This window comes from Bradyrhizobium sp. UFLA06-06 (assembly GCF_054820065.1).
The window spans coordinates 60,265-75,010 of record NZ_JADFUD010000011.1 but is presented as its reverse complement, the minus strand read 5'-3'; the positions used below and the strand labels follow the sequence as shown (position 1 = coordinate 75,010).

The following is a 14,746-nucleotide window of genomic DNA, read 5'->3' as shown; positions in this document are numbered from 1 at the left end:
CGCAACCATTTGAGTTCCCGGCCGTTAGAGCATGATCCGGAAAAGTGTGAAGCGGTTTTCCGAAAAGATCATGCTCCAACAATAGCGTTGGGAACCTCAAGCGGGCAGGCACGGGCGAATGGCCGAAGACGCAGGATTGACCACGGGCATCGCGCACCACGGTGCCGCGCGGCTGCCGTCTGTCGACATCGACAGCTTCAACATCGAGCTGAAGGACGACGAGGGCTTTCTCGGCGATCGCGCCTCCAAGGGCGCCTTCCGCAAGATCCTCGACCGCTGGCGCAAGCCGTTGCGCAAGTCGGACGAGGATCCGTTCGGCGACGAGCCGTCGGACAAGATCAGCAAGAAGAAGCTCGATGAGCTGCTGGTCGGCGACGACACCGAGGCCTCGGCGGTCGTGCACAGCGCGATCGAGGAGTTTGCCCAGGAGCTCGCCTATGTGACGCGGCGCTTCCTCAACACCAAGGCCTGGGCCAAGACCGAGCGCATCGTGGTCGGCGGCGGCTTCCGCGACTCCAGGCTCGGTGAGCTCGCCATCGCGCGCACCGAGATCATCCTGAAGTCGGAGGATTTCAAGGTCGATTTGCTGCCGATCCGCTTTCACCCCGACGATGCCGGGCTGATCGGCACGCTGCACCTCGCGCCATCGTGGATCTTCGAGGCCCATGACGGCGTCCTCGCCGTCGACATCGGTGGCACCAATATCCGCTGCGGCGTTGTCGAGACGCGCTGGAAGAAGGCGCCCGATCTCTCCAAGGCCGCAGTCTGGAAATCGGAGCTGTGGCGCCACGCCGATGACGAGCCGACGCGCGAAGGCGCGGTGAAGCGGCTGGTGAAGATGCTGAAGGAGTTGATCGCCGCCGCCGAGAAGGAGAATCTCAAGCTCGCGCCGTTCATCGGCATCGCCTGTCCCGGCGTCATCAATGAGGACGGATCGATCGAAAAGGGGGCGCAGAACCTGCCCGGCAATTGGGAGAGCAGCAAGTTCAACTTGCCGGCGAGCCTGGTCGAGGCGATCCCGCAGATCGGCGATCATGACACCGCGATCGTGATGCATAATGACGGCGTGGTGCAGGGGCTGGCCGAGGTCCCGTTCATGCAGGATGTCGCGCGCTGGGGCGTACTGACGATCGGAACCGGGCTTGGCAATGCCCGCTACACCAATCGCAAGCGGGAGAACGGCAAGGACGAGAAGAAGGCCGAGAAAAAAGACAAGGACGACGAGAACGAAAAGAGCGAGAAAAAGGCCAAAAAGGCCAAGAAGGCCGATGCGTGAGCCGCGCAGGCTGCAGCGATCGCGCGCGCTCCATCCGGGCTACTGTCTGGCTTCTCCTTCCCCCTGAAAGGGGCAAGGTCGGGATGGGGGTCAGCCGCAGGCGATGCTGCTTACGGAGAGAGCAGATCCCCACCCGCTTTGCCCTGGCGAGCAAAGCGACCTCCCCTTTCCAAGGGGAGGTAAGCATGTGTAGCCCGGATGCAGCGAAGCGAAATCCGGGGCACCTTCATCCGCAGATCCAGCGGCCCCGGATTACGCGCGGTAAGGTTGATCGGTTAGGTTAAGATCGGGTTCGCGTTGCCGATCCAGCGCCGGCCGCTACCGTGGCCCGTGTCGCTCCCGCCGACCGGCGAAGCCGCACTTCCCGGCCAGCAATATTAAGAAGCGGCACGGGACCGCCAGTTTTTGTCGCGTCCTGGCGGTCCCACCACTTCTACTTCCAATTGATCCGCTCGAAGAAGCCGGCGATCTCGGCGGCCGCGCGGTCGGGGTCCTCGCGATGCGGGAAATGCCCGACATCGGGAAACATCTCGAGGTCCAGATCGGAGAAGGTCTCGCCCAGCCGGTCGGTCCAGGCATAGGGAAACAGCGGGTCGTGCTCGGCCCAGCGGATGCAGGTCGGAACATCGATCCGCGGCAGCGCCGGGGCTTCGCCCTGCATCATCCTCACGCGCCCCGCATGTGACGCGCGATAATGCGCAAAGCCGCCGGCGAGGTTGCCGGGCTTGAAGAAATTGTCGGCGAAATCCTCGATGACGTCGTCGAACGCAGCCTTGCGGTGCGACCAGTTGTGCAGGAAATGACCGATATAGGTGCGGCAGCTGTCTCTGTTGGCGCCGACCAGCGCGGGCGCCATCTCCATCTGGTGGAACGACTGGTACCAGATGTGGTTCAGCCGGTCGGGCGCGGCCATCCGCGGCCCGATGCCGGGATAGACGAAATCGAAGAAAAACAATCCGGCGATGCGCTCGGGCGCCTTGCGGGCGAGTGGCTGCATCACGGCGCCACCGACGTCGTGGCCGACAACGCCGGCCTTGTCGACGCCGAGCGCGTCCAGCAGCGCCAGCATGTCGTCGGTATGCTGATCGGGGCCATAGGCGCCGTGCGGCTTGTCGCTGTCGCCGAAGCCGCGCAGGTCGGGGGCGATCAGGGTGTAGCGGCCGGCGAGGCGCGCCATCACCGGCTTCCAGGTCAGCCAGAATTCCGGCCAGCCGTGCAACAGCAGCAGCGGCCTCCCAGTGCCGGTCCGCGCGACGTGGAACGCCGCACCATTGGCTCGAATCGTCACATGCTCCATGGCCCGCTCCTGCTCCGGCTGGTTCGCTCGCGCGCCGATCGAACCAGAACCGTTCCGCTAGCGCTTTGTTTCCGCGCGCTTTCTCCCGCCGCTCCGGTGCTTTGACGGGACGAGGCGGCAGTGACGGAAATATTATTGCAGCGCCTTGTCTGTCCCGCCATCCTCGCCTAGAACACGCCCCGACCGCGGGTGGCGCAAATCACCCGGGCCACTGGAGAGGTGGCAGAGTGGTTGAATGCACCGCACTCGAAATGCGGCATAGGTGCAAGCCTATCGGGGGTTCGAATCCCTCCCTCTCCGCCACCCTTCGCCTGCCGGGCTTCGGGTGGCAGGCTACCCTTTCGGACCAGGGCGAAGGGTGTCTCCCGAAGCTTCGGAGAAGCGTAGGCAATGCCCCCTGACATTCCAACGATCTCGACCGCTCGCCTGATGCTTCGTGCGCAGGTTGTCCATGACTTCCCCGCCTGCCAGGCGTTCATGGCTTCGTCCCGGTCCGCCGGCACGGGCGGTCCGTTCCGGGTATTGGACGTGTTGGAGCTCTCTCAACCCGAGATAACCGCTACCCGGCCTCTGGACAGTGATGCAACCTGCCCTTCGCGGTCGTCCCTCGGGAGTGCGCCCTCGAGGCCGAACGTTGTGGCAAGTCCTCTAACACCAGCAGGCGTCACGACGAGCGCGCGGCTATCCCGGACATGCTCAACCCAATCGTGCTCGAGAGCGTGATGAAGGATGGCAGCGCCGAGCGCCCCGGCCAGATGCGGCCGGCGCTCGCTCCAGTCGAGACAGGGGCGACAGAACACCCGGCGCTTGGAGGCGAGGCGAAGATCGACGCCTAACTCATCGAAGAATGACCGACCGGCATCGGTGAGTTGTCCGCCATCCTCGTCGAGCAGAATGAACGACTGCTGGACCAGCCGGTCGGCGATTGCGACGGCGATGCGGCCGGCCATGTGGTCATAGCACGTCCGCGCGTGTCGGAGCGTCTCTCCGCCGCGCCAGAGATTGCGCTGCCGGGCGGGGCCGTCCTGCGCCACCACCATGAGACCTTCCAGCACGCGCGCGACGTGCGGAGAGGCCAAGCGAAAATATCGTCGTCGGCCCTGCTTTGCGAGCGCAAGCAATCCGGCGTCGCTGAGTTTCGCAAGATGGCCACTCGCTGTCTGCGGCGCCACGCCAGACACATAGGCGAGCTCCGAGGCGGTCAACGTTCGGCCATCCATCAGCGCACTGAGCATGTTGGCGCGCGCCGGATCGCCGATGAGTGCCGCGACTTGGGCGATTTTGGGTCCCGTATCCATGTCTTTCTCGTACGCCGATGAGGCCGCAGTGCCAAGCACGAATACTTCGGCCAAGATCGTAGTGTTTCTGCAAGACCGATTCAATCGCGGGACATAGGTTGTCTGGACACCACTAAGCCCCAGCGAAAGGCATCGCCGCGATGGGACGAAAGTCTCGCGGCTCCAAATATTCGATTGGCATCGAATGATAATCGCAAAGCGGGCTGGTCTGAGCCATCAAAATCTCACAGACAACCGAGTGTGATCAATGCAAACAACTTCGCTCAACACAAGGCAGCCGGAACAAGCCGGCTCTGACAGCACGTCATCCCGTTCGCCTCTCGCCGCGGTGCTGGCGCTTGCCGCCACGAGCCTCGGCCTCGGCGTCGTGCAGCTGGACATCACCATCGTGAATACCGCGCTGAGCAGCATCAGCACCTCGCTCGGCGGCAGCGTGGCCGAGCTGCAATGGGTGGTGACCGCCTATACCATCGCATTCGCTGCCTTCATTTTGACCGCTGGTGCGCTCGGTGATCGCGTTGGCGCCAAACGGATATTTATAGGGGGCTTCGCAATCTTCACGTTGGCTTCGCTCGCCTGCGCATTGGCTCCGTCGGCGATGTTCCTGATCGTTGCTCGCTCCGTGCAGGGCCTGGCGGCGGCAATCCTGGTGCCGAACTCGCTGACGCTACTCAATCACGCCTATACCGATCCGAAGGCGCGCGGCCGCGCGGTCGGCTTCTGGGCCGCAGGTGCGAGCGTCGCACTGACTGCGGGGCCGCTAGTTGGCGGCGCGCTGATCGCGCTGGTCAGCTGGCGTGCGATCTTTCTTGTCAACTTGCCGATCGGCGCCGCCGGCCTCTGGCTCGCCTGGCGTTACGCCGAGGAGACGCCGCGGCTCGCGCAGCGTGAGATCGATCTGCCGGGACAGATCGCGGCGATTGCAACCCTCGGCACGCTGGCCGGCGCCCTGATCGAGGGCGGCGCGCTGGGCTGGAGCCATCCGCTCGTCATCACGGGCTTCGCGGGGGCGGCCGTAATCGGACTCCTGTTCGTATGGCGCGAGGCGCGCGCGCCGCAACCGATGCTGCCGCTGTCGCTGTTCCGCCATCACATGTTCGCGCTGACCGCTCTGGTCGGGCTTCTCTTCAACATCGCCTTCTACGGCCTGATCTTCGTACTCAGTCTCTACTTCCAGAACGTCAATGGCTGGTCGCCGTTCGCAACGGGCCTCGCCTTCGTGCCCATGATGGCCATGGTGCTGCCCGCCAACCTGATCACCGCGTCGGTCAGCGAGCGCCTCGGCGCGCCGCAAACCATTGCGCTCGCTTGTGTGATCACCGCCGCGGGCTGCGTTGCGCTGCTGCCTATGGCCTCAGGCACCAGCTACGGGGCGATCGGCGCTCAGCTCCTCGTCCTCGGCGGCGGGCTCGGCCTGCTCGTGCCGTCCTTGACCTCGACGCTGCTCGGCAGTGTCGAGAAGTCGCGATCCGGCATCGCCGCCGGTGTGTTGAACGCGACGCGGCAGACCGGCAGCGTGCTTGGCGTTGCCCTGTTCGGCTCGCTGGTCGCGGGGAACAACGCGTTCATGGCAGGCGTGCATGCCTCGCTCGTGATATCGGCCGCTGTGTTGCTCGCAGGTGCGGTCGCGATCTGGCAGGGCCGAGCAAAGGAGGGACGATGACAGGGGAGGTCGAGCTCATGCGGTGCCCCTGGTGGAGCGGTCTAGATCTGCTCACGCTGAGTTCTTCTCAGTTTGGCGCGAAGCGCTCGATCCGTCAGCGCCGCAAGGCGACCCTCGCGATCTGGTCTATCGCTATCGGCCGCGCTGAGCGGGGACGCGCGAGGCACGCTCAATTCCGCCATCCCGTCACATCAGGCACGTTGTGCAGCTTGTCGGGATTGCGGGTCACATAGATCGCGACAATCCGTTCGTTCTCGATATGCAAGGCTGTCGTTTGAACGAGGTCGTCCTCGATGGTGATGAAGCCCGGCAATCCGTTGATAGTCGCGTAGCGGATCAATCGTGAGGGATGCACGGTGAAGAGCCGGGCGAGCCCCGCGAAGCGCTCCATCGCGCTTTCGAGTCCGACCAGAGGCTCTGTCGGTGCCGGGACCTGGCCGCCACCATCCGCATAGACCACGACATCTTCGGCGAGCATGGCGCGGAGCGCAGCAAGGTCGCCGGTCCGCGTTGCCGTGAAAAAGGCATTTGCGAGCCGCAAGCCTTCTTCGTTCCCGACGACGAACCTGGGTTTGGCAGCGTGGATATGCGCGCGGGCGCGGCTGGCAAGCTTGCGACAGGTCGCAGCCTCACGCCCGATCGTCTCGGATACGGCATCGAACCCCAATCCGAACACGTCATGCAGCAGAAAGGCCGCCCGTTCCAACGGCGACAGGCGTTCCAGCGCGATCATCAACGGCAGGATCAGATCGTCGGCCGCTTCCGTTTCTTCGGGGTCGAAAAACGGTTCGGGGAGCCACGGTCCGACATAGGCGGCACGCCGGCGCCGAGCGGATTTCAATTCGTTGAGGGACAATCGGGTGACGATGGTGTGTAAGACTGCCTTGGGATCGCGCATCTGGTCGCGATCGGCGGCGAGCCAGCGCACCCAGGCGCTGTGCACGACATCCTCTGCGTCGGCGACCGAGCCCAGCATCCGATAGGCCAGCCGGATCAGGCGCGGCCGCAGCTCGGCGAAGATTTCGGCCGCCGTCGCGTCTTCAGCCGCGTCGGTCATGACGCGGTCCGAACGGCCGCTGAGGCCGCGTCACGGCCGCGCACAAACTGAAGCGCCGTCTTCGCCACCCGCTGCCCGAGGTGGCGGGCGGTTGCGAGATCGGATGCCGGCGGCGCGGTATCCGGCCCCTCGTCGGTGTTCGATTGCGCCCCGGCTCCGAGCCAGAACCCCAGCCTGTTCGGATCGGCTTCCGATCCCGATGCGGAGTTGTTCCCCGGAGGCAGATCGAGATTGACCCAATGCATCCCATGCTGTGCGGCGAACAACGCAAGCTGGATCAATGTGGACAGCTTGTCGCCGGCGTGCGCCCCCGAATTGGTGAAGCCTGCGGCGAGCTTGTCTTTCCAGCGATAGCCCTTGGACATCACCGCTCGTGATGTTGCTTCCTGAAAGGCTTTGAAGGCCGCGGAGGCGGCGCCCATGTAGGTGGGCGTGCCGAAGATCAGCGCTTCCGCATCCATCAGCCGATCCCAGTTCTGTTCCACGTCCTCGACAGGCACCAGCAGCGCCTCCGCGCCATCGACAACCTGGACGCCGGACTCGACGGCCTCCGCTTGCCGCCGGGTATGGCCGTAGGCGCTATGATAGACGATGGCGATCAGGGTACGGCCGCCGCCGGTTCCGAGTGTGTGCATGGTGTCCTCTGCTGCTGCCATTGCAGAAGCTAAGACAAGGCAGCGCGTCGAAACGTGACATGCCCTTCGAATTTTCGTCCGGAGGATGTTGCTCTGATTGACCGCCGCTCAGGCCGGAGCGGCGCCCGCCGGCTACTTTGCATGGGGTTGTTTTCGATATTTTGGTGGGAGCCGGCCTTCGGGCCGGCTCGGTAACCTTAATTTTCCGTTTCGATTGTCGATAAAGTTTTATCGATTATCCTCGTGGCCATTGAGCGGTGTGACGAACCGCACGATGAGCGGCAACAGCCGAGTGGCTGGACGACCTCTCTGAAATCGAAGGGTGGGCAGAGCGCAGTGCCAGCCACCTTTCGGGCTGTCCGGCGGCGGCCGGCGGGGCAAATCAATTTTGAAGTGCTTTTGATTGCCAGGTTGCGGCGCATATCGCTCCGCATGAAGCCTTTCAATTGGGATGTTCCAAGATGACGCTCGCGCATTTCCTGATCGCGGCCGGTGGCGGCTTTTTGTTGCTCGCTGGCTTCGTCGCATTTGCCCTCTGGAGAAACGCGCTCCATTCGACGGCGCGGATTTAGCGACAGACCAGATTCAGCTCCGACGGCCTCGTGCTTGGGGACAAGCGAGGCTGGCGGGATGGCCGCACCGCCGCGCGGCCTGACAGCCGAGCACCGCGCCTTACGCCCTACCCCAAGGCGACGCGTGCTCGGCTGTTCAATTCCTGACTAATCTTCGTCGTTTGAAACATTGATTGCGTAAGGGCGATTCCTCCGCTCTCCGCGTCACCGCCACGAAGCGAGATCCAGCCTGCGCGTGATCGCGATGGCCTCGAGGAAAGCCTCGTCGTGGCTGACGACCAGCAGCGCGCCGTCATAGGCGCGCAAGCCGGCCTCGACCGCTTCCAAGGATTCGATATCCAGGTGATTGGTCGGCTCGTCGAGGATCAGGAGCGGCGGCGGCATTGGGCCGCCCAGCACACAGGCGAGACCGGCGCGAAGCAACTGGCCGCCGCTGAGGCTCGCGACGGCCTGCAGCGCGGCATCGGCGCGGAACATGAATCGCGCCAGCGCCGCGCGACAGGCGTTCTCGTCGGCATCCGGATTGATGCGCCGGAAATTCTCCAGGATGGAAGCCGACGCATCGAGCAGGCTGACTGCCTGATCGAACATGGCAAACCGGGTCATCACCTCGACGGTGCCGCGCGCCGCGGTCAGGTCGCCGCTGACGAGCTTGAGCAACGTCGTCTTGCCGGCGCCGTTGGGGCCAGTGAGCGCGACACGCTCCGGACCCGACATGGAGAAGGTGAGATCACGCAGGATCGGCGCGTCGGTGCTGTAGCCGACATCGGCCGCGTCGATTCGCAGCACCATTCTGCTCGCCGGCAGATGCGTCGATGGCAATTGCACCGAGAATGGTTGCAGCACCTCGATGCGCTGCCGCGCCGCGGTGGCAAGTTCGAACGCTTGCGTCCGCCGTCGTTCGGCGAGACGGGCGTTCTCGCCGCCGCTGTCTTCGCTGCGGTCCTTGCGCAGCCCGGCGGCGATGCGCGGCAGATCGCCCTTGGCGCGCTTCCTTGCACCTGCGCCGTCCTTGCGCGCCTTCCGCTCGTTGGCTTCTCTTGCGTTGCGATCGATCTCGGCGACGCGCTTTTCGGCATCCGCCACATCGTGCCGTGCTGACGACAGCTCGATCGCCTTGCGTGCGCGATACGCGCTCCAATTGCCGCCGTAGCGCCTGGCTTCCAGCGAGGTCAGTTCGACGATCGTATCCATCGTCTCCAGCAATTCGCGGTCGTGGCTGACGATGATAGCGCCGTGCCGCCAGTCGGCGAGCAGGTCGATCACCGCCTTGCGTCCCGCACGGTCGAGATTGTTGGTGGGCTCGTCGAGCAGCAGAAAGTCGGGTTGCGCGAAGGTCAGCGCCGCGAGCCGCGCCCGGGTGGCCTGGCCGCCGGATAGCGTCGCCAGCGGCGCGTCGGGTGCATCGCTCAGTCCGACGCGCTCGAGCGCGGCCGCGATGCGTGTGTCGAGCGTCCAGTCGACGTCGGCAATCTCTTCGGTGCTCGCAAGGCCCTGTTCGGCACGGCGCAGCGCGGCCAATGCGCGGCGCGCGCCGAATAGGTCGACGACGCGTTCATCCGGCTTCAGCTGAACCGTCTGATGCAGCATCGCGACGCGTCCCTGAACCGAGACCGTGCCGGATTGCGGCATGCGCACCCTCGCGATCAGGCCGAGCAGCGTCGTCTTGCCGACGCCGTTCCTGCCGACAAGGCCGGTGCGTTCGGGTCCGAAATTCAGATCGATATTGGAAAGCAGAACCCGGCCGTCAGGCGCGGACAGGGTCAGATGAGAGAGCGCGATCGATGCAGGCATGGATATCCCCGAGGGCAAGGCTGATGGGCGTTGCTGTCAGGGTGAAATCCATGGTCGTCGGCATCCTCAGGGATTGATGATCGGCGTGATGTAGTCGTCTATTGAGCCGGGATCAAGGCGCGAAGCGCATCGTCACGCGGCTTCGGCGAAGGTCCAGCGGTCGGGATCGGGCGTGTGGCCGATCAAAGCGAGGCCGTAGGCGATCGATTCGAATTGATCCGCCGAGGTCAGCCGCGCTTCACCAAAGCGCTCTGCAAACAGCCGCTGCACGGCCGGCACGAACGAGGTGCCGCCGGTCAAAAACACCTTCTCGACGTCGCGCGCAGTGATGCCTGACTTGGCCAGCGCCTCGTCCACCGTCGTGCCCAGCCGTTCGATGTCGTCGGCGATCCAGGATTCGAAATCGTCGCGCGTCACGGTCGCGCCGATGTCGATGCCTTCGCGGGCGAAGCGGAACTCGACACGGTCGCGGCTCGACAGCGCGACCTTGGTGTCGGACACGGCGCGATAAAGCGCGAAGCCGAGGTCGTGGTCGACGATGGTGATGAAATCGTGCAGCGGCGCCGGATCGAGCGCGGTGCGCGCGAGCTGCTGCAATTCGCGCAAATCGCCGTTGCCCCGCATCATCGCCAGCTGATGCCAGCGGGCGAGGCTCGAATAATAGTGATTGGGGATCGGCAGCACCTTGTCGAACGAGCGGTAGTTGGTGCCCTTGCCGAGCCGCGGCGAGACGATGTGATCGACGATGCGGTAATCGAAGGTGTCGCCGGCGATGCCGATGCCGGCATGTCCCAGCGGCTCGGCGCGCAGCACGCCGCCCTTGCGCGAGAACCGCATCACCGAGAAGTCGCTGGTGCCGCCGCCGAAATCGGCGACCAGCACGGTGGCGTCGTGATCCAGTGTGCGCGCGAAGGAGAACGCCGCGCCGACCGGCTCGTAGACATAGCGCGCATGTCCGGCGCCGAGCCGTTCGAACGCGGCGCGGTAGCGCTGCATCGCGAGCTCGTCATTGGGATTGCCGCCGGCAAACTTCACCGGACGACCGACCATGATGGTCGGCGCGCCGAGATCGAAACCGTCGCCGGCATGGCGCGTCAGCGTGCGCAGGAACGCCGCGAGCAGGTCCTCGAACTTGTAGCGCTGCCGGAAGATCTGGGTGGTGTTGAAGGCCGAGCTTGCCGCGAAGGTCTTGAACGACTGGATGAAGCGATGGATCGTGCGTCCCTCGAGGAACTGCTCGATCGCCCACGGGCCGCCCTCGGCGCGCGGATGCAGGCCGGCGCCGGGCCGTTCCTCCCAGAAGCACAGCGCGGACACATAGACGCTATGCGTGCGGCCGCCGTGGTCGAAGCGAACAGCCTCGACGCGGCCGTCGCCGTCGGACAGCGCGACCACGGTGTTGCTGGTGCCAAAATCGACGCCAATCGAGACGGCGGGCGGGGCGCTCGACATGTCATGCTCGGATTGTCTGTGAAAGGGGGCGGACCTTTAGCGGCTTTGGCCGGATTTGCCAACCCGTCTGGACGCTATCCGGTTGGGCCAGTTCCACCTCCCCTTGGAAAGGGGAGGTCGCTTTGCTCGCCAGAGCAAAGCGGGTGGGGATCCGCTCCCTCCGCGGAGAGTATCGCCTGCGGCTGCCCCCTATCCCGACCTTCCCCCTTTCGGGGGGAAGGAGAACGAAGATGACGGCCCCGATGAAGCGGCTCAATCCTTCAATGCGTAGGCGATGACGTAGTCGCCGCGCTTGGTGCCGAACGAGCCGTGGCCGCCGGCCGCGGTGACGACGTATTGCTTGCCGCCAGCCTCGTAGCTCATCGGCGTCGATTGGGCGCCGGCCGGCAGGCGATCCTCCCAGAGCACCTTGCCGTTGCGCACATCGTAGGCCCGGATCGTGTACTCATAGGTCCCGGTGTAGAACGCAACGCCGCCGGCGGTGGTGATCGGCCCGCCCAGCATCGGCACGCCCATCTTGAATGGAAGCGGCAGCGGCGTGGTGTCCCGGATCGTGCCGTTGGGATGCTGCCAGACGATCTTCATCGTCTTCAGGTCGATCGCGGCCATCGAGCCCCAAGGCGGCCGGTAGCACGGCACGGACAGCGGCGAGAGGAAGCTCGAGATATCGACGCCGAAGGGCGTGCCATACATCGGCTGCACCCCGACCTCGCTGCCGACCGGTTTCTCGGCTGTCGGCGCCGGAGGATTCTGCGGGCCGCGCGGAATGAGTCTTGAGGCGAAGGGCAACGACATCGGATTGGCGATCGCGATCTGCCTGACAGGATCGACAGCGATGCCGCCCCATTCGAACATGCCGAGATTGCCCGGGAAGACCAGCGTGCCCTGCAACGACGGCGGCGTGAAGGTGCCTTCGTAGCGTAAGCGGTGGAACATGATCCGGCACAGCAGCTGGTCGAAGATCGTGCCGCCCCACATGTCGGCGCCGGTCAGCTTCGCCTCGGGGCGGAAGGTCAGTTCGGAGAACGGCTGGGTCGGTGCTGAGCGGTCGCCGGGCGCTGCGCCTTGCGGCACCGCGCGTTCCGGCGCCGGCACGATCAGCTCGCCGGTCCTGCGGTCGAGCACGAAGATGTTGCCCACCTTGGTCGGCTGGATGATCGCGGGGATGACGCCCTTCGCCGTCGTCACATCGACCAGGCTCGGTTGCGAGGGAACGTCCATGTCCCAGAGATCATGATGCACGGTCTGGTACGACCAGGCGCGCTTGCCGGTGTCGACATCAAGCGCGACGATGGCGCTGGAATAGCGCTCGACCAGCGTGTCGCGATTGCCGCCCCAGATGTCAGGTCCGTTGTTGCCGGTCGGGATGTAGACCAGATTCAATTTCGGATCGAACGAGGCCGTAATCCAGGAATTCGGTGACCCGTTGGTGTAATGCCGCGTCGGCGACGGCAGTGCGTTCTCGTCGGCCGCGCCGGAGTCCCAGGCCCAGACCAGCTTGCCGGTAATGACATCGAAGCCGCGGATCACGCCCGACGGCACGTCGACCGCATAATTGTCGATCACCGCGGCGGCCACGACCAGGATCTTGTCGCTGACGACCGGCGGCGATGTCGGCTCGAAGAAGCCCGCGGTCTTGATCCCCATCCCCTGCTGCAGGTCGAGGCTGCCGTGATCGGCGAAACCATCGCAGAGCTTGCCGCTGTCGGCATCGAGCGCGATCATGCGGCCGTCATTGACGGGCAGGAAGATCCGCCGCGGGCATTCGGCCGGCGCCGGATTGCCGCTGCTGTCGACGGCGCCCTGCGCGGTCGTGGTAGGAGACCCCGCGGCAGGTCATGTGCTGGAACGTCTTGTTGTGCACAAGCTTGGGGTCGTAGCGCCAGCGCTCGGTGCCGGTCTTGGCGTCGAGCGCGAACAGCACCTGGTGCTGCGAGCAGAGATAGAGCGTATCGCGCACCTTGATCGGAGTGACCTCGAAGGTCGTCTCGCCCGAATCGTCTGGCGTCTTCACGTCGCCGGTGCGGAAGGTCCAGGCGACCTTGAGGTTAGCGACATTGTCGGGCGTGATCTGCTTCAGCGGCGAATAGCGCTGTCCGAATTGCGTGCGTCCATAGGCGCGCCAGTCGCCGTCCGGCTGCGGGTCGGCTTCGCTTTGCGGCACGGCGGAGCCGGACTCGGCAATCGTGCCGTTGATGTCGTGATAGCTGGACAGCAGCCCGGCGATCAGCACCGCCGCCGCAGCGACGACGCCGATCCAGAGTGGCGCCGTCGCGCGCATGTAAGGCACCGGCCCGCTTCGTGTCAGGGCGCGAACGATCACCGGCGTGAGCGGCCAGAGCGCCATCGGGAAGACGACGTCGCCACGCGCCGCGAGCGGCCACCAGTCGCACCGCACCTCATAGACGGCCCACGCCAGCGTGCCGAGCAGCACGATCGCAAACAGCCATAGCGCCTGATGGCGCTGCGCCAGCAGCAGCATAGCCGTGGCGAGAATGCCGACGCCGAGGACCGTGTAGAAGATCGATCCCCCCAATGCGGCGAGCCAAATGCCGCCGCCGGCGAGGACCAAGCCGATCAAGGCGTAGACGATGGCCGTGACGAGGACTGCCCTGGATCGCTGCATGGTCGCTCCGGTGCGGGGCGGGATCGGGCTTGTCCCGCACAAGCGCCGCGAACTGTCGTTCAGTCGACCGCAACTTGCAACCTGGAACTGCGACGTTGATACAACACAAGCACGTAAGGTCCATGCGAAACCCGCCGAAGCAAATCATTCAAAATGCGCGCACCTTCAACAGGCAGCAGCAGCAGAGTTGCGGCGCTGACGCAAAGGTGAGAGGTTTTCAGCGGATTTTGAATCGACGCGCTCTTCCAGCCCTGTGCAGGCGCTGCTCTATACCGTTCCACAGATCGCACCGCGGACGGTTGGCACGCAAGAGAAGCAACAATGACACTGAACCCCACTGCCGAGAATTATCGTGTCGCGGTCGCCGCCTACGAGGCGGGCCGACCGAGCTACCCCGCGGAGATTGTCGCCGCGCTGCCGCTTGCGGCCGCGCGCTGTGTCGTCGATCTCGGTGCCGGAACCGGCAAGTTCACCCGCCTTCTGCTGCAGCATTTGCCCGCGACTGCGCGCCTCGTCGCGGTCGAGCCCGTTGCCGAGATGTCGGCCAGGCTGGCGAAGGAGGCCGGGGTGGAGGTCATCAACACGCGCGCCGATGCGATCAATCTCGAAACCGGCAGCGTCGACCTCGTCACCTGCGCCCAGGCGTTTCACTGGTTCGACAACGAGCCGTCGGTTGCCGAGATCGCGCGACTGCTGCATCCCGGCGGAACGCTTGCGCTGGTCTGGAACAACCGGGATGACCGCACGCCGTGGGTCGACGCGTTGTCCGTCATGATCGAAGGCTATGCGGGCGACACGCCCCGGCAACGGACCGGACGCTGGCGCTGGATCCTGGAGGACCCGCGCTTCGTGCTCGAGAGGGAAATCGTGCAGGACCATCCGCACCGGATGAAGCGACGGGACGTGTTCGAGCGCATCGCATCGACGAGCTACGTCGCCAATCTTCCCGATGCGGAGAAGGCGATCCTGCGCGAGAAGACCGGCAGCATCCTGCGTGAGGCCGGTCTCGGCGACGCCGACGAAGTGGTGTTCCCCTATGTCACGCAGCTCTTCTTGCTGAAGCGGACCTAGACCAC

9 protein-coding genes, 1 tRNA gene and 1 pseudogene are annotated in these 14,746 nt (G+C 64.9%); 4 read left to right on the top strand and 7 right to left on the bottom strand.

Annotated features, from left to right (window positions below):
* The first annotated feature begins 118 nt into the window (after positions 1–118).
* Positions 119–1,276, top strand: coding sequence for an ROK family protein (locus IF803_RS12265; protein ID WP_461192306.1), 1,158 nt, complete (start codon positions 119–121; stop codon positions 1,274–1,276).
* Between the two features lie 433 nt (positions 1,277–1,709).
* Here IF803_RS12265 and IF803_RS12260 read toward each other — a convergent pair whose 3' ends face one another.
* Positions 1,710–2,573, bottom strand: a complete 864-nt coding sequence (locus IF803_RS12260; protein WP_028340784.1) for an alpha/beta fold hydrolase — start codon at positions 2,571–2,573, stop codon at positions 1,710–1,712.
* A gap of 213 nt (positions 2,574–2,786) precedes the next feature.
* On the opposite strand from IF803_RS12260, the gene IF803_RS12255 reads away from it, so the two are divergent.
* A tRNA-Ser gene (locus tag IF803_RS12255) sits at positions 2,787–2,876 on the top strand.
* Between the two features lie 239 nt (positions 2,877–3,115).
* On the opposite strand, the gene IF803_RS12250 is transcribed toward IF803_RS12255, so the two are convergent.
* Complete coding sequence (locus tag IF803_RS12250; protein WP_035632987.1) at positions 3,116–3,871, bottom strand: ArsR/SmtB family transcription factor; 756 nt, start codon at positions 3,869–3,871, stop codon at positions 3,116–3,118.
* Positions 3,872–4,118: 247 nt separating this feature from the next.
* On the opposite strand from IF803_RS12250, the gene IF803_RS12245 reads away from it, so the two are divergent.
* On the top strand, positions 4,119–5,534 hold the full coding sequence (locus IF803_RS12245) for an MFS transporter (protein WP_411779230.1): 1,416 nt from the start codon (positions 4,119–4,121) through the stop codon (positions 5,532–5,534).
* Positions 5,535–5,703: 169 nt separating this feature from the next.
* Here the strand turns inward: IF803_RS12245 and IF803_RS12240 are convergent, their stop codons facing one another.
* From IF803_RS12240 to IF803_RS12220, 5 genes and pseudogenes are all read right to left on the bottom strand, one after another.
* On the bottom strand, positions 5,704–6,591 hold the full coding sequence (locus tag IF803_RS12240) for a sigma-70 family RNA polymerase sigma factor (protein WP_411779231.1): 888 nt from the start codon (positions 6,589–6,591) through the stop codon (positions 5,704–5,706).
* The gene (locus IF803_RS12235) at positions 6,588–7,247 is read right to left on the bottom strand and encodes a flavodoxin family protein (RefSeq protein WP_461192305.1); all 660 of its coding nucleotides are present in this window, start codon (positions 7,245–7,247) and stop codon (positions 6,588–6,590) included. Before IF803_RS12235 ends, IF803_RS12240 begins: the two co-directional genes overlap by 4 nt.
* Before the next feature lie 755 nt (positions 7,248–8,002).
* Complete coding sequence (locus tag IF803_RS12230; RefSeq protein ID WP_461192304.1) at positions 8,003–9,592, bottom strand: ABC-F family ATP-binding cassette domain-containing protein; 1,590 nt, start codon at positions 9,590–9,592, stop codon at positions 8,003–8,005.
* 132 nt (positions 9,593–9,724) lie between these two features.
* Positions 9,725–11,044 (bottom strand): Hsp70 family protein, encoded by a 1,320-nt coding sequence (locus tag IF803_RS12225; RefSeq protein ID WP_461192303.1) that lies wholly within the window; start codon positions 11,042–11,044, stop codon positions 9,725–9,727.
* Between the two features lie 252 nt (positions 11,045–11,296).
* Positions 11,297–13,670 (bottom strand): annotated as a pseudogene (locus tag IF803_RS12220) (glucose/quinate/shikimate family membrane-bound PQQ-dependent dehydrogenase).
* Between the two features lie 321 nt (positions 13,671–13,991).
* On the opposite strand from IF803_RS12220, the gene IF803_RS12215 reads away from it, so the two are divergent.
* Entirely contained in the window at positions 13,992–14,741 is a 750-nt protein-coding gene (locus IF803_RS12215) for a class I SAM-dependent methyltransferase (protein ID WP_461192302.1), read from the top strand.
* Positions 14,742–14,746 lie beyond the last annotated feature (5 nt).